This window comes from Agrococcus sediminis (assembly GCF_007923295.1).
Taxonomy (GTDB): Bacteria; Actinomycetota; Actinomycetes; order Actinomycetales; family Microbacteriaceae; genus Agrococcus; species Agrococcus sediminis.
Genome location: NZ_VOIR01000011.1, coordinates 228,552 through 254,801 on the forward strand (window position 1 = coordinate 228,552; position 26,250 = coordinate 254,801).

Below are 26,250 nucleotides of genomic sequence, written 5' to 3' on the forward strand. Positions count from 1 at the left end.
TCAGCGCCTCAGCTCGAACGTCGTCGTGCCGATCCGCACGGCGCTGCCGACCTGCACGGGCGTCGCCTCGCTGATGCGCTTGCCGTCGACGTAGGTGCCGTTCGTCGAGCCGAGGTCCTGCACCATCCACTGGTCGCGCCAGCGCACGACCTTCGCGTGGTTGTTGGAGGTGTAGTCGTCCTTGATCTGGAGGCCCGCGCCGCTCGAGCGGCCGATCGTCAGGCCCGTCGCCGGCAGGTCGAGCTCGAGGCCCGCCCGGGGGCCCGACGTGATGACGACGCGGGTCGCGGCGCCCGGGGCGGATGCGGCGGCCGGCGCCGCGCGCTCGGTGACGGTCGTCGGCGCATCCGCTGCCGCCGCGGCGGCCGGCGCCGTCGTGGCCGCCTGCTCGCGGGAGCGCTGGTTCTGCACCGCCACGCGCTGCAGCGGCGTCAGGCGCGGCCCGAACAGGTCGCTGCGCAGCGAGTACAGCACGATGAAGATGAACAGCCAGAGCAGCGCGAGGAAGCCGATCCGGATGATGATGAGGGTCAGCTCGCTCACGGGCGCTGCTCCTTGGACTGCGCCAGCACGCGGTAGACGATGCGGGTGGCTCCGATGTCGATGATCGAGTCGGGCTCGAGCAGCGCGCTCTTGAGCGCCCGCCCGTTGAGGGTCGTGCCGTTCGTGGAGCCGAGGTCGCTCACCTGGGCGCGGGTGCCGTCCCAGACGATCTCGGCGTGCTTGCGCGAGGCGCCGGCGTCGTCGACCGTGATGTCGGCGTCCGAGCCGCGGCCGATGACGGTGCGGCCCTTGCGCAGCGTGTGCCGCTTGCCCTTGATGTCGACGACCGCCGTCCAGACGACCTCGCCGGCCTCGGTGTCGGAGGAGATCTCGAACATGCCGGTCGTCATCGCCTCGTCGGGCGTGAGGCCGAGGCCGATGGGGCCCGGGAACGAGTAGCCGGACTGCCGCGCGTGCGTCTGGAGCGTGCCGGTCAGCTCGTCGAGCAGGGCGTCGCCGAGGCGCCGCAGGCGCTGGAAGTCGGAGGGGGCGAGCCGCACGGTGAGGCGGTTCGGCACGAGGATGCGGTCGCGCGAGACGACGGAGGCGTTGGTGTCGAGCTCGCGCTTGAGCGCGCTCGCGAGCTCGACCGGCTCGACGCCGGCGCGGAAGGTCTTCGCGAAGGCGCCGTTGACGGCCTTCTCGAGCCCGCGCTCGATCGAATCGAGGAATCCCATGTCCGTCATCACCGTCCCTATGCCGCCGCAAGCGTACCCGGCGAGTCTAGGAACCTGATATTCTCGTGGGGTTGCCCTGGTTCTCCGGGGTGCGCGCGAGTGGCGGAATTGGCAGACGCGCTGGCTTCAGGTGCCAGTGTCCGCAAGGACGTGGGGGTTCAAGTCCCCCCTCGCGCACGAACGGCCCCGGGCTCCACCCCGGGGCCTTTCGCTTGCGGGGCTGGGTCTCGGTACGGCGGCCTCCGGCCGCCTACTCGACCTTGACCCCTCCGGGCGCAACGCCGCTGTGCGGCATTGCGCCCTACGGCGTCAAGACCACCTTGATGCAGCCGTCCTGCTTCTTCTGGAAGAGCTCGTACATCTCGGGGGCGCGCTCGAGCGGCACGCGGTGCGTCACGAGGTCCTCGACGCCGAGCGGGTCGGACGGGTCCTCGACGAGCGGCAGGAGCGCATCCCGCCACGACTGCACGTTGCACTGGCCCATGCGGATCGCGACCTGCTTGTCGAACAGGGTCATCATCGGGATGGGGTCGGCCTGGCCGACGTACACGCCGCTCAGCGACACCGTGCCGCCCCGCCGCACCGCGTCGAACGCCGTGTAGAGCGCGGTCAGGCGGTCGAGGCCGGCGTTGCGCAGCATCGGCTTCGCCAGCAGGTCGGGCAGCGCGCCGACGACCGCCTGCGCCGCGGCGGTGCCGGGCGCGCCGTGCGCCTCCATGCCGACGGCGTCGACGATCGAGTCGGGTCCGCGGCCGTCGGTCGCCGCGCGCAGCACCTCGACCGCGTCGGTCATGTCGATCGTCTCGACGCCGTGCCGCTCGGCCATCGCGCGGCGCTCGGGCACCGGGTCGACGCCGATCACGCGGTGGCCGAGGTGCCGGCCGATGCGGGCGGCGAACTGCCCGACCGGCCCCAGCCCGAGCACGGCGAGCGTGCCGCCCTCGGGCACGTCGGCGTACTGCACGCCCTGCCACGCGGTGGGCAGGATGTCGCTGAGGAACAGGTAGCGGTCGTCGGGCAGCTCGTGCCCCACCTTCGTGGCGTTGAAGTCGGCGAGCGGCACGCGCAGCCGCTCGGCCTGGCCGCCGGGCACCGAGCCGTACAGCGACGTGTAGCCGTACAGCGACGCGCCCGTGCCCTGCTCGCGGTTCTGCGTCGTCTCGCACTGCGTGGTGAGCCCGCGGGCGCACATGAAGCAGCTGCCGCACGCGATGACGAACGGGATCACCACGCGGTCGCCCGGCCGGAGCGTCGTGACCGCGGGCCCCACCTCCTCGACGATGCCCATCGTCTCGTGCCCCAGCACATCCCCCTCCTCGAGGAACGGCCCGAACAGCTCGTAGAGGTGGAGGTCCGACCCGCAGATGGCCGTCGACGTGACGCGGATCACCGCATCCGTCGACTCCTGCAGCCGCGGGTCGGGCACCTCCTCGACCGAGACCTTGCGCTTTCCCTGCCAGGTGAGTGCTCGCATGGCCTCGACGATACGCCGATGGGGTGCAGATCGCCTGGGGGAGGCTCCCAGGTTCAGCCGGCGCGGCCGGTGCCTCCCTGGCGCAGCTCGCCGTCGACGAGCTCGTGCTTCGGGTCGTGCACCTTGCCGATGAGCTGCTCGCCGATCGCGATGCGGTCGACGTCGTCCTCGCCCGGCACGACGTCGCCGCGGAGGCTGCGCCCGGCCGTCTCGTTGAACGTCCAGATGGCGATGAGGCCGATGATGCCCGCGACCGTCATGTAGAAGCCGGGCACGAGCGTCGAGCCGGTCTCGCCGATCAGCCACTCGTTGATGAGGCCCGCCGGGCCGCCGAGCAGCGAGGTGGCGACGTTGTAGCCGAGCGCGAAGCCCGCGTAGCGCACGGTCGTCGGGAAGAGCGCCGGCAGCGTCGCGGAGATGTTGCACAGCAGCATCACGAGGAACAGGCCGAAGATCGCCAGTCCCAGCACCTGGAGCACGACGTTGCCGGTGTTGAGCAGCAGGATCGCCGGCACCGAGAAGAGCGTGAAGCCGATCGCGGCGGTGAGCAGCACGGGCCGCCTGCCGATGCGGTCGGTGAGCGCACCGAGCGGGATGATCACCGCCATCATCACGAGCTGCACGCCGACGAGCATGAGGCCCGACTGCGTCGCGTCCATGTCGAGGGAGGTGGTGAGGAACGTGGGCATGTAGGTCAGCACCAGGTAGAACGCGGTGTTGATGAGGATCGTGATGCCCATGATCTTCAGCAGCTGCTTCGGCTGCTGCACGACGACGTCGCGCAGCGTCTGCCAGGCGCTCGTGCGCGTGTCGCGCTCCTTCGCCTCGATGAACGTCTCGGAGTCGTGCAGGCGCGCGCGCATGAGCAGCGCGACGATGCCGAGCGGCAGCGTGAGCAGGAACGGCAGGCGCCACCAGCCCTCGGCCATGCCGTCGGTGCCGACGATGAGCTCGAGCGCCGTCACGAGGATCGCGGCGAGCGAGAAGCCGAGCAGCGTGCCGAACTCGAGGAAGGAGCCCCAGAAGCCGCGCCGGTCGTCGGGCGCGTGCTCGGCCATGTAGACCGCCGCGCCGGCGTACTCGCCGCCTGCCGAGAAGCCCTGCACGATGCGCAGCAGGAACAGCAGCGCGGGCGCGAGCCAGCCGACCTGCTCGAAGGTGGGCAGGATGCCGATCGCCGCGGTGGCGACCGAGATCATCATGATCGTGAAGACGAGCACCTTCTGGCGGCCGATGCGGTCGCCGAGCGGGCCGAGCACGGCGCCGCCGATGGGGCGGATCAGGAACGAGACGGCGAAGCCGAACAGCGTCCAGAGGATGGCGTCCTCGGAGCCGCCGAAGATCTGCGTCGACAGGTGCACGGCGAGGTAGCCGTAGATGCCGTAGTCGAACCACTCGATGGCGTTGCCCGCCATCGCGCCCAGCACCGACTTCTTGACGGTCTTGCGCTGGAGCGGGGAGAGGTCGAGCTCGCGCGTGATGGGCGGCGGCTCGGTGGGGTGTGCTGCGTGCTGCTCGGTCATGGCCGTGTCCCTCCTGGGCGGCGCCGCGCGTGCTGCCGGTGCCGGTCGTGGTGCGTCGGGGTCGTGCGGATGGGCTGTCAGGTGTGCAGGTGGATGAGCATGCGAGTGTACGCGCGGGCGGCGGCCGAGAGGTCGGCGATGCGCACGCGCTCGTCGGGCTGGTGCGCCTGGCCGGTGATGTCGCCCGGGCCCAGGATGATCGTCGGGCAGCCGTGGTGCTCGGCGATGAAGCCGCCCTCGCACGCCGCCGTCCAGGCCTCCACCGGGGCCGCCGCGCCCTCGGCGCGGAGCGCCTCGACGGCGGCGGCGACGAGCGGATGCGTCGGGGCGGTCTCGAAGCCGGGCATCTCCATGAGGAGCGACGCGTGGGCGTCGCAGCCGTCGTCGCCGAGCACGCCGCCGATCCCGGCCTCGAGCTGCGCGAGCGCCTCGGCGCCGGTCTCGCCCGGCATCAGCCGGCGGTCGACGAGCAGCGTGCAGCGGTCGGGCACGATCGACGTGCCGTGGCCGCCCTCGATGCGGCCCACGCTCCACGTCGCCGAGCCGAGCAGGCCCGTCGCGCCCGCGCGCATCCGCTCGTGGTCGTCGGCGATCCACGTGGCGATGCGCGCGGCGGTCGTGATCGCGCTCGCGCCGTCCTCGGGGCGGCCGGCGTGGGCGGCGCGCCCGCGCACCTCGACCTGCAGGTTGGCGGCGCCGCGGCACGCGATCACGACCGCGAGGTCGGTGGGCTCGGCGACGATGCACGCGCGGTAGGCGTCGCGCGGGCCCTCGTCGGCGCGCAGGTGCGCCTGGATGCCGGTCGCGAGATCCTCCTCGTCGACCGTCACGAGCAGCTCGAGCGGCAGCTCGGGGCGCACGCGGTGCACCGCCGCCATCGCCTGCAGCGCGGCGGCGAGGCCGCCCTTCATGTCGGTGGCGCCGCGGCCCGTCAGCCAGCCGTCGGCGACGCGCGGGTTGAACGGGTCGGCCGCCCAGCCCTCGCCCGCCGGCACGACGTCGGAGTGGCCGAGGATGAGCACGCCCGGCGCCTCGGGGGAGGGGTCGGGCCCGAAGCGGATCGAGAGGTTGGGGCGGTCGGGCGCGACGAGCGAGCGCCGGCTGCGCCCGCCGAGGCGCGACGCGATCGACTCGAGCACGCGCACCGCGACGAGCTCGGTGCCGCCCGGGTTCTCGCTCGCGGCGAGGATGAGCGACGAGGTGTCGGCGACGATGGTCGCCTCGTCGATGAGCGCGAGCGCCCGCGCGACGTCGTCGACGTCCGCGGCCTCGCGCGCATCCGTCATGCGCCCTCCCGCACGATGAGCTCGCGCGGCGCGTCGGTGAGCAGCTCGACGCCGTCGGCGGTGATCGCGATCGACTCGCTGAGCTCGCAGCCGTAGCCCTCCATCCACATGCCGGCGATGATGTGCAGGCACATGCCGGGCTCGATGACCGTCAGGTCGTCGCCGCGGATCGAGACGGTGCGCTCGCCCCAGTCGGGCGGGTAGCCGATGCCGATCGAGTAGCCGAGGCGCGACGGCTTCTCGATCGAGTGCTGCGCGAGGTGCTCGCGCCAGATGCCGTGCACGTCGGCCACCACGGCGCCCGGTCGCATGCCCTCGAGCACCGCCTGCAGGCCCTCGGCGGTGATCTCGGCGAGGCCCGCGAGGCGCGCGTCGGGGCGGCCGAGCGAGACCGTGCGCGCGAGCGGCGCGTGGTAGCGGCGGTGGGCGCCCGCGAGCTCGATCGAGATCGCCTCGCCGCGGTCGAGCCGGCGGGCGCTGAAGGTCATGTGGGGCGTGTCGGCCGACTCGCCGGTCGGCAGCATCGGCACGATCGCCGGGTAGTCGCCCTCGACGCCCTCGACGCCGGTGGCCTGCGCGAACTGGATCGCGGCCGCGATGTCGTTGAGGCGCGCGCCGTCGGCGATCGCGTCGATGCCCGCCCGCATGGCGGCGGAGGCGACGCGGCCGGCTCCCCGCATGAGCTCCAGCTCGTACGGGCTCTTCACGAGCCGCACCCAGTTGACGAGGTCGTGGCTGTCGACGAGCTGCCACTCGGGCAGGCCGCGCTCGAGGGCGTGGAAGGAGCGCACGGTGAGGAAGTGCGCCTCGGGCTCGTAGCCGATGCGTCCGCGGTGCGCGAAGCCGTGCTCGCGCAGCTGCTCGGCCGCCCAGTCGAAGGGGTGCGCATCGCGCTGGTGCACGAGCGACTCGGGGTAGCCGAGGATGCGCTCGCGGGACAGGAGCGCGGTGCGGTGCGCGCCGCCGGCGTCCATCGCGCGCATGATGAGCAGCGGCTCGCCGGTGAGCGGCACGAACAGCAGCTGCGGCATGTAGAACGACCAGGCGTCGTAGCCGGTCAGGTAGTGCAGGTTGGCGGGGTCGACGACCACGAGCCCGTCGAGGCCCGAGCGCTGCATGCGCGCGCGGGTGCGGGCGAGCCGGTCGGCGAGCTCCTCGGTGCTGGGCGGCATGCGAGCAAGCCTAGGGCCCGGTCCCGGCGGCGAGCCCGGCCTCGCCGAGCGCCCTGGCATCGGCTGCGGGCAGGAAGAAGCGGTGCGGACTGGCACATCGGGCGCTTGCGCTCTCGCAAGTTCTGGTGAAGGCGCCTGGTCGGTCCGCACCGCTTGACTTGCCCAGGACTGTACGCCTGCCCGCCGCCGGCGCGCAACGATCCGCGGCGCGTCTGTGGAGGACGGGCCGTCGCGGTCAGCGCTCGTTCGTGCGCCACCCGCGCGGGCCCGCGGAGCCGGCCCGGTACTCCTGCATCGGCACGGCATCCGCCTTCCACGCCGCGAGCACCGGCTCGATGATGCGCCAGCACTCCTCGGCCGCGTCGCCGCGCACGGCGAGCCGCGGGTCGGCGTCGAGGATGGCGCCGAGCACCTCGCCGTAGGGCAGCAGGGCGCCGCTGCCGAGCTCGCCGCGCAGCACCGTCTGCTCGAGCGTGAAGGGGTCGCCCTTGCCGTTCGTGGTGAGGTGCAGCTCGAAGCCGTCGGGCTTGAAGTCGATCACGAGGCGGTCGGCGGTGTCGCGCCCGGCGAGGCCCTTCGGCACGTGCGCGGGCGCCTTCCAGTGCACGATGGCGCGCTTGCGCACCCCCGCGAGCGACTTTCCCGAGCGGAGCACGAACGGCACCCCGGCCCAGCGCGGGTTGGCGATCTCGACCTGCACCTCGGCGAGCGTCTCGGTGCCGAGCCCCGGGTCGACGCCCTCCTCGGCGACGTAGTCGGGCACCTCGCGCCCGTCGATGTCGCCCGCGGTGTAGCGCGCGCGGCGCGAGTGCTCGACCGGGTCGACGACGCTCGCGGCGCGCAGCACCTGGCCGATCGCGTCGCGCAGGTCGCGCTCGCCGACGCTCGCGAGCGGCTCGATGGCGATGAGCGCCATGATCTGCAGCAGGTGCGACTGGATCATGTCGCGCAGCGCCCCGTTGCGGTCGTAGTAGCCGGCCCTGCCCTCGAGCGTGACCGTCTCGTCGTAGAGGATCTCGACCCGCTCGATGCTGTCGCGATCCCACGTCGGCTCGAGCAGCCGGTTGGTGAACCGGAGCCCGAGCAGGTTGAGCACGGTGTGCAGCCCGAGGAAGTGGTCGATGCGGAAGATGCGCTCCTCGGGCACGATGCGCGTGACGAGGGCGTTGAGTCGCCTCGCCGACTCGAGGCTGTCGCCGAAGGGCTTCTCGATCGCGAGGATCGTGCCCTCGGGCACGCCGATCCGCTCGAGCGTGCCGCAGACGCGCTCGCTCACGTGCGGCGGCAGCGCGAAGTAGATGACGAGCCGGTCGCACGCGATCGAGTCGAGCAGCGCCTGCAGCGACACGGGGTCGGTGGCGTCCGAGGCCACGTAGCGCGTCGTCGCGAGGAGCGCCTTCGCCGCCGCGCCCTGCGTCTCGCCCACCTCGAGGGCGGTGCGCACGCGGTCGTGCCAGTCGTCGGCGGTGAGCTCGCGCAGGTCGGCGCCGACGATCTCGACGCGGCGGGACGGCTGCGCGCGCAGCAGCGTGGCGATGCCCGGCAGCAGCAGGCGGCCCGTGAGGTCGCCGGAGGCGCCGAGGATGAGCAAGGTGGTCGACGGCTGAGGTGCCATGCCCCCGATCCTCGCACTCCCGAGGTGCGCGGCGCCTGCGGGCGTACGGTGGAGGCATGCTCGCCCGCACCGCCCGCCTCGTGCTGCCGGCCGTGTGGCTCGGCCTCATCGTCGGCATCTCGCTCATCGAGGCGCCGCTGAAGTTCCAGGCGCCGGGCATCACGATCCCGCTGGGCCTCGGCATCGGCCGGCTCGTCTTCGCCGCCATGAACGCGGTCGAGGCGGTGCTGGCAGGCCTGCTGCTGCTCGCCGTGCTGCGCTCGCCCGCGCCCCGGCCCGAGCGCATCCTGGTGGTCGCGCTCGCGGCCGTGCTCGCGCTGAAGGCGCTCGTCGTGCGGCCGCTCATGCAGGCGACGACGGATGCGGTGGTCGCCGGCGCCGATGAGGGCGGGTCGGGCATGCACCTGGCCTACATCGCCGCGGACGGGCTGCTGCTCGTGGGCCTCGTCGCGCTGCTCGCGATGGCGGCGCGGTCGCTGCTCGGCACGCCCGCCCCGGAACGCGGAGGGCGCCCCAGCCGCAGCTGAGGCGCCCCTCGCGTCAGGCGGCGGCGGTCACCAGATGACGCCGCCGCCGATCGAGATGCCGCCGTAGGTCAGGAGCACGAAGACGCCGGCGATGATCGCCGGCGCGATGCCGCGGCCGCCGGCGTGCCGGGACTTGAAGAGGGCGATGACGGCGAGGATCGCCGCGATCGCCGCGAGTCCGCCGCCGAGGATGAGGCCGATGAAGAGCGGGATCGGCATCAGGACGAGGCCGAGCAGCCCGATCCAGAACGCCCACCACGCCCAGGGGTTGGAGCGCTTGGTCTGCATGCCTCCATCGTCCCATCGGGATGCTCGGAGCCGCCCGAGAGCCCGGCGGCCGCCGTTGAGCGCGCACCGGCGCTCTTCTTGAGGAATGCTCCGTCTGCCTGAGATTCCCTCAGGATGCCCGCAGGGGATCGAACCACGTTCTGGAACGTTGTCGCAGTTTTGCGGTCGAGGCATTGAACGCCCCCCCGGGCACGCCATTTGCTGGCCCCACGATGCGCATCACAGCGCGGTGGTCCGACACCGAGCGGCGCATCGAGCCGCCTCGCGCGGCGCTTGCACCACGAGGAGCTCCCGATGGTGGGTCACGGCAAGCAGACGGCATCGCAGCAGGTGCCGACGATCCGACGGATCGCGGCGGCAGCCGCTGCGCTCGCGCTCGGCCTGTTCGCGCCGCTGGTCGCGGCGCCCTCCGCCGACGCCGCATCGCTCGGCGCGATCTCGACCGCGTTCGAGATCGACGGCGACATGGCGGGCTCGGCCGACTGGAGCGGCGGCTACGGGCCCGGCGGCGCCAGCACGGGGCTGCTCTACCGCAGCGACCGCACCGAGCGCTGCATCGGCGACGGCGGCACCGCCGCCGACCCGTCCCTCATCACCGGCAGCCAGAACATCCACCAGGCCTCCTGGGCCTGGGCGCCTGGCGAGCTCGCCAAGACCGCGATGACGAAGGCCGACCTGTGCAGCGCCGGCGTGACGTACGAGCTCGTCACGGTCGGCGGCGAGCAGCACGTCGTGCTGTACCACTACTGGACCCGCTCGCCCGGCGGCACCGGCGACCTCTCGGTCTACTTCGAGCTCGAGGGCGGCCCGGACGGCCGCGCCGGGGACCGCCTGCTGGAGTTCGACCTCGGCAACGGCGTGCCCACCGTGCGCCAGTGGGTCTGGACGGGGCGGGGCTTCGAGCCCGGCGGCGGCGGGATCGTCTACGCCGCGGCGACCGGTCCCTCGCAGGCCGGCGCCGAGCCCCACACCTTCGGCGAGTTCGCCGTCGACCTGACCGCGTCGAGCCTGCTGCCCACGAGCGAGTGCCGCTCGTACCGCACCGGCGACATCGTCACCCAGACGGGCAACTCGCAGGGCGGCAACAGCCAGCTCGTCGACATCATCCCCGGCTCCACCGAGTCGCTCGCGATCGGCAACTGCGGCTCGGTCACCGTGCAGAAGGTCGTCGACGGCGCGCAGCTGCCCGGCCAGTCGTTCGGCTACACCGTCGACCAGGCCGACGGCCAGGCGGTCTCCGGCGCGACCGGCGGCACCGCCGTCACGGGCACGATCGCCGCCGGCGGCTCCGAGGTCGTCACGGGCCTGCTCGCCGCGCCCGACTACCGGCTCGCCGAGCACCTCGACCTGCCGACCGGCGTCGACCTGCGCTCCATCGTCTGCACCTACGTGGACTGGGCCTCGCCCGACCGGCGGCCGCGGACCGCCATCATCTGGGAGCAGGGCGCGGCCACCGGCCAGACGTTCCCGATCTTCCCCAGCAGCATCGGCGCATCCGCCCCCACGTGCGTGATCACGAACGAGGTCACCTCGATCACGCTCGACGGCGTCGTCGTCAACGACCACGGCGGTGCGGCCACCGGCGCCGACTTCACCCTCACGGCGACACCCATCGGCGCCGGCGGCGCCGTGAGCGGCATCGACGAGCAGGCCGCCGCGGGGAGCACGCTCGTGGGCACCGCGGAGGCGGGCCAGTACGCCCTGGCCAGCACGACGCATCCGGACTACGCGGCCAGCGCGTGGAGCTGCACCGGCGGCGACCTCGTCGACGGCGTGCTCACCGTCGCCACCGGCGCCGACGTCGTCTGCACGATCACGCACGACGACGTGCCCGCGCACCTGACGCTCGTCAAGGAGGTCATCCGCGACGACGGCGGCACGGCGGTCGACACCGACTTCACGCTCACCGCTGCGCTCGCGGGCACCGCGACCGCAATCGCCGGCGCCGAGGGCGCCGCCGCCGTGACCGGCGCCGCCGTGGCGGCGGGCAGCTGGACGATCGGCGAGCAGGCGCACTCCGGCTACGAGATCGAGGGCATCGCCTGCTTCACCGACGCGAGCCGCTCGACGTCGCTGCCCATGCCGGGCGGCGCGCTCGCCCTCGGGCACGGCGACAGCGCCGTCTGCGTCATCACGAACGACGACCTGCCCGGCACGCTCACGCTCGTCAAGGAGGTCATCGGCCTCGACGGCGGCGACGCCCAGCCCGAGGACTGGACGCTGCGGGCCGTCGGCCCGACGCTCGGCGTGCCCGGCGACGGCGCCGCGATCGAGGGCGACGGCGGCTTCGGCCCCATCACGGTCGACGCCGGCCAGTACGAGCTCTCGGAGCACAGCGGGCCGAGCGGCTACGAGGCGGGGGAGTGGGTCTGCACCGGCGGCGCCGTCGACACCGCGACCGGCACGGTGACCGTGCCGTCGGGCGCCGACGTGCGCTGCACGATCGTCAACGACGACATCGCGCCGCGCCTGACGCTGCAGAACGAGGTGATCGGCGACGACCTCGGCCCGGCCGTCGCCCGCGACTGGACGCTCGTCGCGACCGGCGACGCCGCGACCGCCTCCGGCCTGCACGGCGACGCCTCGATCACCGACGCGCCCGTCATCGCGGGCACGTACGACCTGGCCGCGATCGACGGCCCGTCGGGCTACACCGCCGGCGACTGGAGCTGCACGGGCGACTTCGCCGCGAGCGACGCGGGCTCCGTCACCCTCGACGTCGGCCAGAGCGCCGTCTGCACGATCGTGCACGACGACGTCGCGCCGCTGCTCACGCTCGAGCACGAGGTCGTCAACGACGCCGGCGGGACCGCGAGCCGCTTCGACTGGACCCTCGGGGCCGACGGCCCCACCCCGATCTCGGGCCGCATGAGCGACCCCTCGGTGACCGCGGCCCCCGTCGGCGCCGGCGCGTACGAGCTCTCGGCGCTCGGCGGCCCGGTCGGCTACGCGTCCGAGGGCTGGCGCTGCACCGGCGGCAGCCTCGACGGCTCGACGCTCGCGCTCGCCGTCGGCGAGACGGCCGTCTGCACCGCCGTGCACGACGACATCGCCCCCACCCTCACGCTCGTGAAGCGCGTCGTGAACGACGACGGCGGCCCCTTCGCGGCCGACGAGTGGACGCTCGTCGCCGACGGCCCGGGCGGCGCCGACCTCCGCGGCGCCACCGCGACCGCGGCCGTGACCGGCGCCGAGGTCGTCGTCGGCAGCTACGACCTCTCGGAGCAGGGGCCCGGCGGCTACCTGTCGAGCGGCTGGAGCTGCGACGGCGAGCCGGTCGGCTCGACGGTCGAGCTCGCGCTCGCCGAGGACGTCGTCTGCGAGATCGTGAACGACGACATCCCGCCCACCATCACGCTCGTCAAGCAGGTCGTGCGCGACGACGGCGGCACCGCCATCGGCACCGAGTGGACGCTGACGGCCGACGGCACGGGCGGCCACGTCGCGGGCACCTCCGGCTCGCCCGAGGCGACCGCGCAGATCGTCGACGCCGGCACCTACGCGCTCGCGGAGGCGGGCGGCCCCGCCGGCTACGCGCCGAGCGCCTGGTCGTGCACGGCCGGCGTCGTCGACGGCGACGCGCTCACGCTGCTGCCCGGCGACGACGCCGTCTGCACCATCGTCAACGACGACCGTCCCGCGACGCTCACGCTGCGCAAGGTGGTCGACAACGACGCCAACGGCTCGGCGGCCGTCGCCGACTTCGCGCTCACGGCCGTCGGCCCCGTCACCGTGACGGGCGCCACCGACGACGCCGCGGTGACGGATGCGCCGGTGCCGGCGGGGCAGTACGCGCTCAGCGAGGCGGGCCCCGGCGGCTACGCCGCCTCCCAGTGGGTCTGCGACGGGGCGGCCGTCACGGCCGACGGCGTCGTCACGATCGACAACGGCGCCGACGTCACCTGCACGATCGTGAACGAGGACATCGCCCCCCTGCTGACGCTCGTGAAGGAGGTCGTCGCCGACGACGGCGGCACGCAGCCCGCGACCGCCTGGACGCTCGTCGCCGACGGCCCCGCCGACATCGCCGGCGCGACCGGCACCGCCGAGGTCACCGGCGCCGTGCTGCTCGCCGGCACCTACGAGCTCTCGGAGACCGGGCCCGGCGGCTACGCGGCCGGCGACTGGAGCTGCGACGGCGGCACGCTCGACGGCGCGACGCTCACGCTCGAGGTCGGCGACGACGTCCGGTGCACGATCGTCAACGACGACATCGCGCCGCGGCTGACCCTCGTCAAGGAGCTCGTGCTCGACGACGGCGGCACCGCGGCCGCGACCGACTGGACCCTCGTCGCCGACGGGCCCACGCCCATCCGCGGCGCCGTCGGCGATGACGAGGTGACGGATGCGCCGGTCGAGGCGGGCGAGTACGCCCTGTCGGAGCTCGGCGGCCCGGCGGGCTACGCGGCGCTCGGCTGGCACTGCGACGGCGGCGACCTCGAGGGCTCGACGCTGACGCTCGAGGTCGGCGACGAGGCCCGGTGCACGATCGTCAACGACGACATCGCGCCGACGCTCACGCTCGCGAAGGACGTCGTCCGCGATGACGGCGGCGACGCCCCCGACACCGCCTGGCTGCTGTCGGCGACCGGCCCCACGCCGATCTCGGGCCACGAGGGCGACGACGCCGTGACGGCGGCGCCGGTCGCGGCGGGCACGTACGCGCTCGCGGAGGCCGAGGGCTTCGACGGCTACGAGCAGGTCGGCTGGAGCTGCACCGGCGGCGCGCCGAGCGCGTCGCTGCAGGGCACGGGCTCCGGCGGCGCGACGGTCACCCTCACCGAGGGCCAGCAGGTCGTCTGCACCGTCGTCAACGACGACATCGCGCCCCGGCTCACGCTCGTGAAGGAGGTCGTCAACGACGACGGCGGCACGCGCGCCGCGACCGACTGGCGGCTGAGCGCCACGGGCGACGTGACCGTCTCGGGCGCCACCGGCTCGGCGCTCGTCACCGACGTGGCTGTGCGCGCCGGAGACACCGTGCTCGCCGAGGCCGGTCCCGAGGGCTACCGCACCGACGGCTGGCGCTGCACCGACGGCGCCCTCGACGGCGCCGCGCTGCACCTCGACGCCGGCGACGTCGCCGTCTGCACGATCGTGAACGACGACATCGGCGCGACGCTCACGCTGCAGCAGCACGTGATCACCGACGACGGCGGCACCGCGGTCGCGGGCGACTGGAGCCTCGGCGCCGACGGCCCGACCCCGATCGCCGGCGCGTCCGGGGCGCTCGCGGTCACCGCGGCACCGGTCAGCAGCGGCGTCTACGAGCTGCGCGCCACCGGCGGCCCCGACGGCTACGCGGCCGGCGCCTGGGCGTGCGACGGCGGCTCGCTCGTCGGCTCGACGCTCACGCTCGCGCTCCACGAGACGGCCACCTGCACGATCGTGCAGGACGACATCGCCCCGCGCCTCACCCTCGTGAAGCAGGTCGTCAACGACGACGGCGGCACCGTGCCGGCCGGCGCCTGGACGCTGCACGCCGACGGACCGACGCCCATCGCGGGCGCGGTCGGCGACGGCGCGGTGACGGATGCCCCGGTCGACGCCGGCGCGTACGCGCTGTCGGAGTCGGACGGCGCCGCCGGCTACGCGGCCGGCGCCTGGGCCTGCGACGGCGGCGAGCTCGACGGCGCGACCCTCGCGCTCGCGCTCGGCGAGGTCGCGACGTGCACGATCGTCAACGACGACGTCGCCCCGCGCCTGACGCTCGTCAAGGAGGTCGTCCACGACGACGGCGGCACCGAGCCGGCCACGGCGTGGACGCTGACCGCCGACGGCCCGACCCCGCTCGCAGGCGCGACCGCCGACCCGGCGGTCACCGGCGCCGCGGTCGACGCGGGCGTGTACGCGCTCGCCGAGGCCGACGGCCCCGACGGCTACGACGCATCCGCGTGGTCCTGCACCGACGGGCTGCTCGAGGGCGCGAGCCTCACGCTGCTGCCGGGCGACGACGCCGTCTGCACCATCGTCAACGACGACGTCGCCCCGACGCTCACGCTCGTCGCGCAGGTCGTCAACGACGACGGCGGCACCCGCGTCGCGACCGACTGGACGCTGACGGCCGACGGCCCGACCGCGATCGCCGGCCTCACGGGCTCGCAGCAGCTCGCCGGCGCCACGGTCGCGGCCGGCGCCTACGCCCTCGCGCAGAGCGGGCCCGCCGGCTACGCGGCCGGCGCCTGGAGCTGCACGGCCGGCGCGCTCGACGGTGCGAGCCTCGCGCTGCCGCCCGGCGTCGACGCCGTCTGCACGATCGTGCTCGACGACCTGCCCGGGCAGCTGACGCTGCGCAAGCTCGTCGTCAACGACGCGGGCGGCATCGCCGTCGACACCGACTGGACGCTCACGGCGACGGGTGCCGCCACCATCGCCGGCGCGACCGGCGACCCGGCCGTGACGGCCGCGGAGGTGCCCGCGGGCGAGTACGCGCTCGCCGAGACCGGTCCCGGCGGCTACGCGGCCGACCTCTGGATGTGCGACGGCGCCGCGATGCCCGGCGAGGCGACGGTCGTCGTGCCGAACGCCGAGCACGTCACGTGCACGATCGTGAACGACGACATCGCGCCGCGGCTGACGCTCGTGAAGGAGGTCGTCGCCGACGACGGCGGCGACGCGCTCGCGACCGACTGGACGCTCGCCGCCGACGGGCCGACCCCCGTCTCGGGTGCGACCGGCGACGCCGCGGTGACGGGTGCGGTGGTGCACGCGGGCGCCTACGCCCTGTCGGAGGCAGGGCCCGGCGGCTACGCCGCCTCGGCCTGGAGCTGCACCGGCGGCGCGCTCGACGGCGCCTCGCTGACGCTCGCGGTGGGCGACGAGGCGGTCTGCACGATCGTCAACGACGACCTGCCGGTCGACCTGCGCCTCACGAAGGAGGACGGCGACCCGGTCGTCTTCCCCGGCGACGAGGTGGCGTACACGCTCACGGTCGAGAACGCGGGCGGCCGCGACGCCGACGCCGGCGAGCCCGTGACGGTCGTCGACGTGCTGCCCGACGGGCTCGCGCTCGTCGACGCGCCCGCGGGCTGCGCCGCCGACGGCCAGCGCGTCACGTGCGACGTCGACCCGGCGGCGCTCGTCGCCGGCGGCTCGGTCGAGCTCGTGCTCACCGTCGCGATCGCCGACGACCGCGCCCCGGGGGCGCTCGTGAACCTCGCGTGGGCATCGACCGCCGACGACCCGGCGCCGGACTCGCCCGACTGCGGCAGCGACAGCGACAACGTCGACTGCGAGGAGACCGCCGTCGACGGCCGGCACGTCACCGCGACGAAGTCGGTGTGGGAGCAGGCGGATGGCTCGTGGGCGCCGTCCGACGGCGAGGTCGCGTTCGGCGACGCGGTCGAGTACCGCATCGACGTGACGGCGAGCGGCACGGTCGCGAGCACCGGCGTGGTCGTGGTCGACGCGCTGCAGGACGGGCTGCTCGCCGCCGGTCCCGCGACGTGCTCGGCCGACTGCACCGCGACGCTCGACGCGGCGACCGGCACCCACACCGTCGAGCTCGACGTCGTCGAGCCCGGCGAGACGGTGACGATCACCATCCCCGCGGCGATCCCTGCGGCACCGCCGCTCGAGCCCGGCGCCACCGCCGACGCCGAGTTCCGCAACGTCGCGACCGTCTACGCCGAGGGCACCGACGCGCACGAGTCGAACGCGGTGGCGGTGGCGGCGAGCCGCACCGAGCCCGTGCCGGCCGAGACGCCGGCGCCCACGCCGACGCCCGCTCCCACGCCGACCGCGCCCGCCCCGACGCCGGCGCCCGGCGCGGCGCAGGGCGACGGCCCGGCGGCCCTGCCCCGCACGGGCGGAGAGATCCCGACCGGCATGATCGCCGTCGCGATCGCGCTGCTGGTCGGCGGCGGCCTGCTGCTCCTGCGCCGGAGGCGCGACGAGCAGGAGGCCTGACACAGGCACCCGCGCCCCCGCTCGTCGTGACCGGGCGGGGGCGCGGGCTCGTGGCGCCAGGCTAGGCGCTCGCGCCGGGCTGCACCAGGGGCGTCCTCCGTGACGGCCTCGCGCAGCTCGCAGAGCAGTGGCGCGACAAGCCGTAACGGTGTAATAATTCGAGTGGCGGCGCCCCTCGCCTGTCGTGACCAGGTGGGGGGCGCCACCCTGTCCGGGCCTCGTCCGTGCCAGGCTGGGAGCATGACCCGCGAGCTGCACCTGACCGGCGACGACGCCGCCGACCGCCTCCTCTCCGACGACGACTTCGCGCTGCTCACGGGCATGCTGCTCGACCAGCAGGTGCCGATGGAGACCGCCTTCGCCGGGCCCGCGAAGCTGCGCGACCGGCTCGGCCGCCTCGACGCATCCGAGATCGCCTCGATCAACCCCGAGGCCTTCCAGGCCGCGTTCGCCGAGAAGCCGGCCGTGCACCGGTTCCCCGGCTCGATGGCGAAGCGCGTGCAGCAGCTCGCGGCCGCGGTCGTCGAGGAGTGGGGCGGCGACGCCGGCGCGATCTGGCGCCGCGGCGAGCCCGACGGCCCCGAGGTGCTGCGCCGGCTGCAGGCGCTGCCCGGCTTCGGCGAGCAGAAGGCGAGGATCTTCCTCGCGCTGCTCGGCAAGCGCGCCGGCTTCGACGGCGCGGGGTGGGTGGATGCGTCGGCCCCGTACGGCGAGGAGGGCTCGAAGCGCTCGGTCGCCGACATCGTCGACGCCGCGTCGCTCGCCGAGGTGCGCGCCGCCAAGCAGGCGGCGAAGCGGGCCGCGAAGGGCTGAGCGGGCCGGTGCTCGGGGCCCCGTTCGCGGCGGAGGCGGCGCTACGGTGCGCCGAGCGAGCGCAGGAACGCGGCGACCGCGGCCTCGGCGTGGGCCCGGCGCTCGGCGGCGCCCGGGATCGCGTCGTCGCCGAGCAGCATCGCGTCGTTCAGCGGCCCGCCCATCACGAGCCAGTTCCAGTGCCGGGCGGCGGCCGCCGTGTCGTGCTCCGGCAGCAGCCCGGCGTCCACCCACGCCTGCAGGCGCCGCTCGACGCCCGCGATCGCACGGGCCGGTCCGTGCGCGTGCAGCGCGCGGCCGAGCTCGGGGAAGCGGTTGGCCTCGCCGATGACGAGGCGGCGCAGCCGCAGGATGCGCGGGGTCAGCACGCCGTCGAGCATCGCCGACGCGAGGGCCACGAGCACCGCCTCGACCTCGCCCGACGCATCCGCCTCGTGCCCGGCCGCATCGCCCGCCGCATCCGTCATCGACGAGACGAGCTCGACGAAGAGGCGCTCCTTGCTGCCGAAGTGCCGGTAGACCGTCTGCTTCGACGCGCCCGCGAGCCGCGCGACCTCGTCCATGCTCGCGCCGACGTAGCCGTCGCGCAGGAACACGTCCTCCGCTGCGGCCAGGATCGCCGCGTGGATGCGCGCGCTGCGGGGCTGCTCGGCGACCGTTGACATGCGAGAACTGTACCGTCTAGTCTCGCGGCAGGACGGAACTGGTCAGTCCAGTTCTGATGCGAGGAGGCCGGGATGACCACGCCCCAAGGGACGATCGAGACCGAGGCGACCATCGTGGTCGACGAGCACGAGGGCGGGTGGACGTACGTGCTGCTGCCCGGCTCGAAGGAGGCGATGGGCGTCGGCGGTGCCGTGCGCGTCGCGGGGACGGTCGACGCGGTGCCGATCGAGGCGACGCTCCTGCCGTTCGGCGGCGGCACCCACATGCTGCCGCTGAAGCGCGCCGTCGTCGCGGCGCTGGGCAAGGCGGCGGGCGACGAGATCGCGGTGCGGATCGCGCGGCGCGAGCGCGAGGCGGCCCGATGAGCGCGATCGCGATGACGCGCTCGGGCGACCGGATCGCGTTCGACCGGCTCGGCGAGGGCCCCGGCGTCGTGTTCGTCGCGGGGGCCGGCCCGTTCCGCGCGACCGACCCCACGACGACGCGCACGGCCGAGCTCGCCGCCCGGCAGGGGGTGCAGACCCTCGTCTTCGACCGGCTCGGCCGCGGCGAGAGCGCCGCCGAGGGCGACCTCACCCTCGAGCGGGAGCTCGACGCGATCGCCGCCGCGATCGACGCGGTGGGCGGTCGCGCGGTGCTCGTCGGCCACTCCTCCGGCTGCTCGATCGCCCTCGCTGCCGCCGACGCGGGGCTGCCCGTCACTGGGCTCGCGCTCTGGGAGGCGCCGATCGGGCAGTTCCGCGGGGGCGCGGCGCAGTTCGAGGCCGACTTCCTCGCGCACCTCGACGCCGGCGACCTCGAGGCCGCGCAGGTCGAGTACATGCGCGACATGCCGCCGGAGTTCCTCGAGCATGCGCGCGCCATGCCCGAGTGGCCGCAGATCGCCGCAGGCAGCCGCACCTACCGCGCCGATGCGCGCTCGCTCGCGTGGGCCGAGGAGGTGCCGCTCGCGGAGCGCCTGGCCGGCATCGCGGTGCCGGCGCTCGTCATGGTCGGCGCGCAGACCTTCCCCGGCATGCGCGAGACCGCCGACCGGCTCGCCGAGGCGCTGCCGCGCGCGACCTTCCGCGAGATGCCCGGCGCCATGCACGACTGGGAGCCGGCGCCCATGGCCGACGCGATCGTGCGGCTCGCGCTCGAGGCCGCGCAGGGCTGACGCCCGCGGGTCTCCGCGCCGGCGACCCGTTCCACCGAGCACGACCCGGTGCACCGGGTCCTGTTGGGTGCAGCGGGTCGGGTTCGCGGCGGCGACCGGCGACGCGTGTGCCGCGGCCGGCGACGCGCGAGCCGCGCCGCGCTCAGCGCCGCCGCTTCGCCCGCCCGCGCGGCAGCAGCTCGACCGTCGGCAGGCGCGGGCTCGGCAGCGTCGTGCCCGAGCCGTCGTCGACGAGGCCGAAGCGCGGGCGCTCGCCCTCCGGCGCATCCCGCTCCGCCATCCACGCGTCGCGTGCCCGCTCGACCTCGGCGTGGTCGCGGCCGATGAAGTTCCAGAACATCACGAACTCCTCCTCGTGCGGCACGCCGCCGAGCAGGATCGCGATGCCCTCGCCGTCGCCCGCCGAGACGACGGCGGATGCGCGGCCCGGCTCGAGCACGCCGATCTCGCCGACGCCGATGGGCACGTCGTCGAGCGCGATCCCGGGCGTGAGCGCGAGCACCCCGTGCTCGAACGCGCCCTCGAGGGCGAGCGCCGCCTCGCCGCCGGCGGGGATGCGCAGCTCGGCGCCGAGCAGCGGCGAGTAGACGGGAGCGGCGCTCGCGGCGCCGGCGTAGCGGCCCGCGAAGACGCGCGCGACGGCGCCGCCCTCGAGCGGCACCTCCGGCACGGCGTCGAGACCGGCGAACGACGGGTCGACGCCCTGGTCGGCGAGCGGCAGCGCCGTCCACAGCTGCACCCCGTGCAGCACCGTCGTGTCGGGCGTCGAGTACTCGCTGTGCGCGATGCCGCGGCCCGCGGTCATGACGTTCACGCCGCCGGGCCGCACCGTGTGCTCGGCACCCGTGGAATCGGTGTGGGCCACCGCGCCGGAGACGAGCCACGAGACCGTCTGGAGCCCCGTGTGGGGGTGCGGCGGCACATCCATGCCCGGTCCGTCGGTCAGGTCGGCGGGGCCGAAGGAGTCGGCGAAGCACCACGCGCCGATCATGTGCCGGTGCTTGTTGGGCAGGCTGCGCAGCACGGGCAGCGCGCGGGGGCCGCCGAGCGGCACCTCGCGCGGCAGCAGCAGCTCGACGCCCGCCTCGCGCGCCTCGTCGATGCAGGACTGCTCGGCGCTCTCGACCAGCAGCGCCTCGTCGTTGCTCATGGCTCCACGCTAGCCCCGACCGCCGTCGGGCGACCCGCCAGCGCCTACGATCGAGGCATGACGACGCAGCCGCCCGGGTGGTACCCAGACCCCTACGCCGCCGCTCCCGGCGTGGAGCGCTGGTGGGACGGCGCGCAGTGGATCGCGCAGACGCGCGAGCCCGCCCCGGCCCCCACGTGGTCTCCCGCGCCGTGGCCGCAGCAGCCGGAGCAGCCGGCCGCCGCGGTCGAGCCGGCCGCCGCCACCTGGGGCGCGCGCCTCGCCGCCTACGTGCTCGACGGCATCCCCTTCGTCGTGCTCGCCTTCGTGCTGCTCGGCATGTTCGGCTACTTCGACATCATCGGCAGGCTGGCGGCCGGCGACGAGTCGGCGATGGCCGACCTCGAGGCGATGACGGCGCCCTTCAGCGCCGCCACGACCACGACCCTCGTCGTCGGCGCGATCGCGCACTTCCTCTACAACGTCGGCTTCCACATGCGGAAGGGCCAGACGCCCGGCAAGATGCTCGTCGGCATCCGCGTGCGCATGGCCGATCAGGACCGGCTGCCGGACGGCCGCGCGGCGAGCCTCCGCTGGGTCGTGCAGCAGGGCGGCCCGCAGCTGCTGAGCGGGGTGCCGGTGCTCGGGCTCCTCGCGGGGATGTTCAGCATCGCCGACCACCTGTGGCCGCTGTGGGACGGCCGCAGCCAGGCGCTGCACGACAAGGCCGCGCGCACGATCGTCGTGCGCGCCCGCTGACGGCGCGCCCGCTGACGGCGCGCACCCGCGAGCGCTACGGGCGGGTCATCCCCAGCCAGTAGAACGACTGCGTGCCGAACGTGAGCGAGAAGCGGCCGTCCTCGGCGATCGTCGGGAACGCGCCGCCGCCGAACAGGTCGTTGAGGCGCGAGCCGGCGAACTGCGGGGCGTCGACGGTGACGTGCACCGGGTTGTGGCTGAACGAGAACACGCACAGCACCTGCTCGGCGCGCGCGCCCGCGTAGGTGCCGTCGCCCTCGTACGTGCGCACGAACGCGAGCACGGCCTCGTTGTCGGTGTCGAGCACGGTGATGTCGCCCAGCCCGAAGACGGGGTGCGCGCGCCGCACGTGCAGCACCGAGCGCATCCAGTTGAGCAGGCTCGACGCCTGCGCCATCTGCGCCTCGACGTTGACCGACGAGTAGTGGTAGACGAGCGACTGCACGACCGGCAGGAAGAGCTTGCCCGGGTCGGCGTTCGAGAAGCCGGCGTTGCGGTCGGGCGTCCACTGCATGGGGGTGCGGGATGCGTCGCGGTCGTCGAGCCAGATGTTGTCGCCCATGCCGATCTCGTCGCCGTAGTAGAGGAACGGCGAGCCCGGCAGCGACAGCAGCAGGGCGTTGGCGAGCTCGAGCTCGGCGCGCGAGTTGTCGAGCAGCGACGCGAGGCGGCGGCGCACGCCGACGTTCGAGCGCATGCGCGGGTCGTAGGCGTACCAGCCGTACATCGCCTGGCGGTACTCCTCGCTCACCATCTCGAGCGTGAGCTCGTCGTGGTTGCGCAGGAAGACGCCCCAGGCGGAGCCCGGCGGCACGTCGACCTGCTCGGCGAGGATGCGCTTGAGCTCGACCGCGTTCTGCGCGCGCAGCGAGTAGAAGATGCGCGGCATGGTCGGGAAGTCGAACGCCATGTGGCACTCGGGCTCCTCGGCGGTGCCGAAGTACGCGGCGGTCTCGGCCGGCCACTGGTTGGCCTCGGCGATGAGCACGCGGCCGGGGTACTCGTCGTCGACGATGCGGCGCAGCTTCTTGACGTACTCGTGGGTCGCGGGCTCCGACTCGCCGTTGCCGTCCTCCGACTCGTAGAGGTAGGGGATCGCGTCGAGGCGGATGCCGTCGACGCCCAGGTCGAGCCAGAACCGCAGCGTGTCCTCGATCGCCTCGTGCACGGCCGGGTTCTCGAAGTTCAGGTCGGGCTGGTGCGAGAAGAAGCGGTGCCAGTAGAACTGCCGGCGCACCGAGTCGAACGCCCAGTTCGACTCCTCCGTGTCGACGAAGATGATGCGCACGTTCGGGTAGCCCTCGTCGGTGTCGCGCCACACGTAGAAGTCGCCGTAGGGGCCCTCCGGGTCCTCGCGGGAGGCGAGGAACCAGGGGTGCTGGTCGGAGGTGTGGTTGATCGGCAGGTCGATCATCACGCGCATGTTGCGGGCGTGCGCCTCGGCGACGAAGTGGCCGAAGTCGTCGATCGTGCCGTACTCGGGCAGCACCGCCTTGTAGTCGCTCACGTCGTAGCCGCCGTCCTTGAGCGGCGACTGGAAGAACGGCGGCACCCAGATGCCGTCGACCCCGAGCCACTGCAGGTAGTCGAGCTTCGACGTCAGCCCCTGGAAGTCGCCGAAGCCGTCGCCGTTCGAGTCGACGAACGAGCGCACCATCACCTCGTAGAAGACGCTCTTGCGGTGCCAGTCGCGGTCGAGCGCGAGGCCGGGGGCGTGCCCGCCGATGATGGGCATCGGCGACGTGAAGGTGTTCGAGAAGCTCACGGACGCTCCTTGGGTGCGGCGGATGCGGTGGGTCGTGCGGGCGATCGGAGACCACGCTACCGAGGTCGCGGTCCGAGGGTCGATCAGGGAGGCGGCGCCGTGGATCCGCGCACCACCAGCACGGGCGCGTAGTTGGTGTGGCTGCGATCGGGCTCGGACTCCGGCTCGCCGAGCGCCGAGATGATCCAGGCGACCACGTCCTCGCCGTGCTGGGCCGGGTCCTGCCGGATGGTCGTGAGCCCGAAGGCGGTCGCCGCGGGCACGTCGTCGACGCCGATGACGCTCAGCTCCTCCGGCACGCGCACCCCCAGCTGGTGCGCGGCCAGCAGCACGCCCAGCGCGACCTCGTCGGTGCCGGCGACGATCCCCGTGGGGCGGTCGGCGCGCGCGAGGATGCCGCGCGCGGCGGCGTGGGCGGCCTCGAGCGTCGTCGGCACGGTCTGCACCGGGCGCATCCGCAGCCCGTGGCGGGCCGAGACGAGCTCGAACGCGCGCTTGCGGCGGTCGGAGGAGGAGGCGTCGAACGGCTGCACCTCGGTCTCGCTCGCGAGGTGCAGCAGATCGGTGTGGCCGAGCCGCACGAGGTGCTCGGCCGCCTGCTCGCCGGCCGCGTCGTCGTCGAGGCTGAAGGAGCGGGAGTGGGGCGTGGGCTCGCCGACCGTCGCGACGGGGACGCCGAGCTCGGCCAGGCGCGTCAGGTCGCCGCCGACGAGGCTCCAGGTGATGGTGACGAGCCCGTCGACCTCCCCGCGCAGCATGAAGCGCTCGAACTTCTCGTGCCCGCCGCGCCCGAAGGCGCCGAGGTCGTACAGCAGCACGTCGTGCTCGTGCCGGTCGGCGGCGTGCGCGATGCCGTGCAGCACGCTGCCGAAGTACCAGCGGTCGACGGATGGCGTGAGCACGCCGATCGTGCGGGTCACGCCCGTCGCGAGGCGGCGGGCGGCGCCGCTCGCGCGGAAGCCGAGGTCGGCGGCGGTGCGCTGCACCTTCTCGCGCGTGGTGGGGGAGACCCCGTCGGCGCCGGAGAGGGCGCGGGACGCGGTGGCCTTCGAGACCCCGGCGGCGCGGGCGACGTCGTCGAGCCGGGGCATCGCGCCTCCTCGCGCCGGGCGGCGGGCCGCCTCCTCCATCGAACGGAACCGGTTCCGAGCGTAGCGCCGACCTGGGCGGTCGTCCACGTGTCCCCCAGGTCGATCGTTGCCGAATCGCAACATTGTTCTCCATGGCGGGCGGGCGTGCCGTGCGCTAGCGTCACTTGCAATGGAACCGGTTCCGGTTCCGCACGGCGCCGTGCTCCGTTCGCGGCTCGTGTCCCAGGCACTTGAACCGAACGAAGGAGTTCACGTGAAGCACGCACGCAGGATGGCGCTGCCGCTCGGCATCGTCGGCGTCGCCGCACTCGCCCTCACGGGCTGCGTCGGCGACGCAGAGCCCGGCGCCTCCGAGGAGCCCGGCGGCACGGCAGCGCCCGCAGAGGGCTGCGAGGACTACGCCGACTACGGCACCTTCGAGGGCGCCGAGGTCAACATCTACGGCACGATCCTCGACGAGGAGGCCAACCGCCTCAACGAGTCGTGGGCCGACTTCTCGGAGTGCACCGGCATCGAGGTCGTCTACGAGGGCTCCGCCGAGTTCGAGGCGCAGATCAACGTGCGCGTCCAGGGCGGCAACCCGCCCGACCTCGCGATCTTCCCGCAGCCGGGCCTCCTGGCCTCGGTCGCCGGCACCGGCAGCGTGCTGCCCGCGCCGGAGAGCGTGGTCGCGAACGCGCAGGAGTTCTGGACCGAGGACTGGCAGAACTACGGCACGGTCGACGGCACGTTCTACGCCGCGCCGCTGATGGCGAGCGTCAAGGGCTTCGTCTGGTACTCGCCGTCGGTCTGGGAGGAGAACGGCTGGGAGGTGCCGACGACGCTCGACGAACTCGACGAGCTGACCGCCACGATCGCCGAGTCCGAGGTCACCCCCTGGTGCGTGGGCTTCGGCTCGGGCGAGGCCACGGGCTGGCCGGGCACCGACTGGGTCGAGGACTACGTGCTCCGCACCGCGGGCCCGGATGTCTACGACCAGTGGATCACGCACGAGATCCCGTTCGACTCGCCGGAGATCGTCGAGGCGATGGACCGCGTCGGCGACCTCATCAAGAACCCCGACTACGTCAACGGCGGCATCGGCGACGTCTCGACCATCGCGACGACCGACTTCGGCGAGGCCGGCCTGCCGGTGCTCGACGGCGAGTGCGCCATGCACCACCAGGCCTCGTTCTACGAGGGCTTCTGGGGCGAGGGCGTGACGGTGGCCGAGGACGGCGACGTCTGGGGCTTCATCCTCCCGGGCACCGAGGCCGACGCGGCCGCGGTCACGGGCGGCGGTGAGTTCGTCGGCGCCTTCAGCGACGCCGAGGAGGTCGTGGCCGTGCAGACGTACCTGTCGAGCGACCTGTGGGCCAACAACCGCGTCTCGCTGGGCGGCGTCATCTCCGCCAACAGCGGCCTCGACCCGGCCAACGCCGGCAGCGACCTGCTGCAGTCGGCGGTCGAGACGCTGCAGGACCCGAACACCACGTTCCGGTTCGACGGCTCCGACCTGATGCCGGGCGCCGTGGGCTCCGGCACCTTCTGGACCGGGATGGTCGACTGGGTCTCGGGCGCCGACACGGAGTCCGTGCTCGCCCAGATCGAGTCCAGCTGGCCGTAACGGAGGAGCTGATGCCCGGTGTGGGGGCCGCGCTCGCGGCCCCCACACCCGCATCCGGAGGTGACGCATGAGCACGATGGATCTCATCGGCAAGGTGATGCAGGCGCTCGTGGGCCTGGCGGCGTTCGGCGTCGTCATGGCGCTGCTGCTGGCGTTCCTGGATCGCCCGGAGGACAAGCCGCGCATGGCCAGCTGGGGCGCGGCGATCAAGCAGGGGCTGCGCCCCCGCGTGATCCTGATCGCGGCGTTCGC

At 73.9% G+C, this 26,250-nt stretch carries 19 protein-coding genes and 1 tRNA gene; 8 read left to right on the plus strand and 12 right to left on the minus strand.

All coding sequences use genetic code 11. The features are described from left to right. Entirely contained in the window at nucleotides 1–543 is a 543-nt protein-coding gene (locus FQ330_RS01575; RefSeq protein WP_128189832.1) for an FHA domain-containing protein FhaB/FipA, read from the minus strand. Further along, nucleotides 540–1,220: an FhaA domain-containing protein gene (locus FQ330_RS01580; RefSeq protein ID WP_146355310.1), complete on the minus strand. Its 681-nt coding sequence runs from the start codon at nucleotides 1,218–1,220 to the stop codon at nucleotides 540–542. Before FQ330_RS01580 ends, FQ330_RS01575 begins: the two co-directional genes overlap by 4 nt. A 93-nt stretch (nucleotides 1,221–1,313) precedes the next feature. Between FQ330_RS01580 and FQ330_RS01585 the strand changes: the two genes are divergently transcribed. Next, nucleotides 1,314–1,397 (plus strand) — tRNA-Leu (locus FQ330_RS01585). A gap of 124 nt (nucleotides 1,398–1,521) precedes the next feature. On the opposite strand, the gene FQ330_RS01590 is transcribed toward FQ330_RS01585, so the two are convergent. The 5 genes from FQ330_RS01590 to FQ330_RS01610 form a co-directional block, all read right to left on the minus strand. After that, complete coding sequence (locus FQ330_RS01590) at nucleotides 1,522–2,694, minus strand: zinc-dependent alcohol dehydrogenase (RefSeq protein ID WP_146354661.1); 1,173 nt, start codon at nucleotides 2,692–2,694, stop codon at nucleotides 1,522–1,524. 53 nt (nucleotides 2,695–2,747) lie between these two features. After that, entirely contained in the window at nucleotides 2,748–4,217 is a 1,470-nt protein-coding gene (locus tag FQ330_RS01595) for an MFS transporter (protein ID WP_146354663.1), read from the minus strand. 77 nt (nucleotides 4,218–4,294) lie between these two features. Next, the gene (locus FQ330_RS01600; RefSeq protein WP_146354665.1) at nucleotides 4,295–5,503 is read right to left on the minus strand and encodes a M20 family metallopeptidase; all 1,209 of its coding nucleotides are present in this window, start codon (nucleotides 5,501–5,503) and stop codon (nucleotides 4,295–4,297) included. Next, complete coding sequence (locus FQ330_RS01605; protein WP_146354667.1) at nucleotides 5,500–6,675, minus strand: M24 family metallopeptidase; 1,176 nt, start codon at nucleotides 6,673–6,675, stop codon at nucleotides 5,500–5,502. Before FQ330_RS01605 ends, FQ330_RS01600 begins: the two co-directional genes overlap by 4 nt. Nucleotides 6,676–6,910: 235 nt before the next feature. Beyond that, on the minus strand, nucleotides 6,911–8,290 hold the full coding sequence (locus FQ330_RS01610) for a glucose-6-phosphate dehydrogenase (RefSeq protein ID WP_146354669.1): 1,380 nt from the start codon (nucleotides 8,288–8,290) through the stop codon (nucleotides 6,911–6,913). Nucleotides 8,291–8,346: 56 nt separating this feature from the next. On the opposite strand from FQ330_RS01610, the gene FQ330_RS01615 reads away from it, so the two are divergent. Further along, nucleotides 8,347–8,817 (plus strand): hypothetical protein, encoded by a 471-nt coding sequence (locus FQ330_RS01615; RefSeq protein WP_146354671.1) that lies wholly within the window; start codon nucleotides 8,347–8,349, stop codon nucleotides 8,815–8,817. Between the two features lie 27 nt (nucleotides 8,818–8,844). Here FQ330_RS01615 and FQ330_RS01620 read toward each other — a convergent pair whose 3' ends face one another. Then, nucleotides 8,845–9,105, minus strand: a complete 261-nt coding sequence (locus FQ330_RS01620) for a hypothetical protein (protein ID WP_128189825.1) — start codon at nucleotides 9,103–9,105, stop codon at nucleotides 8,845–8,847. Between the two features lie 294 nt (nucleotides 9,106–9,399). Here FQ330_RS01620 and FQ330_RS01625 point away from each other — a divergent pair, with 294 nt between their 5' ends. Together FQ330_RS01625 and FQ330_RS01630 are read left to right on the plus strand one after the other, a co-directional pair. Further along, entirely contained in the window at nucleotides 9,400–17,013 is a 7,614-nt protein-coding gene (locus FQ330_RS01625) for an LPXTG cell wall anchor domain-containing protein (RefSeq protein ID WP_146354673.1), read from the plus strand. 240 nt (nucleotides 17,014–17,253) lie between these two features. Continuing rightward, a complete protein-coding gene (locus FQ330_RS01630) occupies nucleotides 17,254–17,826 on the plus strand; it encodes an HhH-GPD-type base excision DNA repair protein (protein WP_146354675.1) in 573 nt (190 codons plus the stop codon). Nucleotides 17,827–17,867: 41 nt separating this feature from the next. On the opposite strand, the gene FQ330_RS01635 is transcribed toward FQ330_RS01630, so the two are convergent. Continuing rightward, nucleotides 17,868–18,491 carry a TetR/AcrR family transcriptional regulator gene (locus tag FQ330_RS01635; RefSeq protein WP_146354677.1) on the minus strand — a complete coding sequence of 208 codons (624 nt, stop codon included), beginning with the start codon at nucleotides 18,489–18,491 and terminating at the stop codon, nucleotides 17,868–17,870. 72 nt (nucleotides 18,492–18,563) lie between these two features. Here FQ330_RS01635 and FQ330_RS01640 point away from each other — a divergent pair, with 72 nt between their 5' ends. Together FQ330_RS01640 and FQ330_RS01645 are read left to right on the plus strand one after the other, a co-directional pair. After that, nucleotides 18,564–18,857, plus strand: a complete 294-nt coding sequence (locus FQ330_RS01640; protein ID WP_146354679.1) for a DUF1905 domain-containing protein — start codon at nucleotides 18,564–18,566, stop codon at nucleotides 18,855–18,857. Further along, nucleotides 18,854–19,648, plus strand: coding sequence for an alpha/beta fold hydrolase (locus FQ330_RS01645; RefSeq protein WP_146354681.1), 795 nt, complete (start codon nucleotides 18,854–18,856; stop codon nucleotides 19,646–19,648). The genes FQ330_RS01640 and FQ330_RS01645 overlap by 4 nt, the downstream gene beginning before the upstream one ends. A gap of 142 nt (nucleotides 19,649–19,790) precedes the next feature. On the opposite strand, the gene FQ330_RS01650 is transcribed toward FQ330_RS01645, so the two are convergent. Then, nucleotides 19,791–20,798 (minus strand): pirin family protein, encoded by a 1,008-nt coding sequence (locus FQ330_RS01650; RefSeq protein ID WP_146354683.1) that lies wholly within the window; start codon nucleotides 20,796–20,798, stop codon nucleotides 19,791–19,793. A gap of 57 nt (nucleotides 20,799–20,855) precedes the next feature. Here FQ330_RS01650 and FQ330_RS13135 point away from each other — a divergent pair, with 57 nt between their 5' ends. Beyond that, nucleotides 20,856–21,536 (plus strand): RDD family protein, encoded by a 681-nt coding sequence (locus FQ330_RS13135; RefSeq protein ID WP_192575798.1) that lies wholly within the window; start codon nucleotides 20,856–20,858, stop codon nucleotides 21,534–21,536. 34 nt (nucleotides 21,537–21,570) lie between these two features. Here FQ330_RS13135 and treS read toward each other — a convergent pair whose 3' ends face one another. Both treS and FQ330_RS01665 read right to left on the minus strand, forming a co-directional pair. Next, nucleotides 21,571–23,271, minus strand: coding sequence for a maltose alpha-D-glucosyltransferase (gene treS, locus FQ330_RS01660; RefSeq protein WP_146355312.1), 1,701 nt, complete (start codon nucleotides 23,269–23,271; stop codon nucleotides 21,571–21,573). Between the two features lie 113 nt (nucleotides 23,272–23,384). Further along, nucleotides 23,385–24,392 carry a LacI family DNA-binding transcriptional regulator gene (locus tag FQ330_RS01665; protein ID WP_192575799.1) on the minus strand — a complete coding sequence of 336 codons (1,008 nt, stop codon included), beginning with the start codon at nucleotides 24,390–24,392 and terminating at the stop codon, nucleotides 23,385–23,387. 271 nt (nucleotides 24,393–24,663) lie between these two features. Here FQ330_RS01665 and FQ330_RS01670 point away from each other — a divergent pair, with 271 nt between their 5' ends. Further along, complete coding sequence (locus FQ330_RS01670) at nucleotides 24,664–25,998, plus strand: ABC transporter substrate-binding protein (protein ID WP_146355314.1); 1,335 nt, start codon at nucleotides 24,664–24,666, stop codon at nucleotides 25,996–25,998. Nucleotides 25,999–26,250 lie beyond the last annotated feature (252 nt).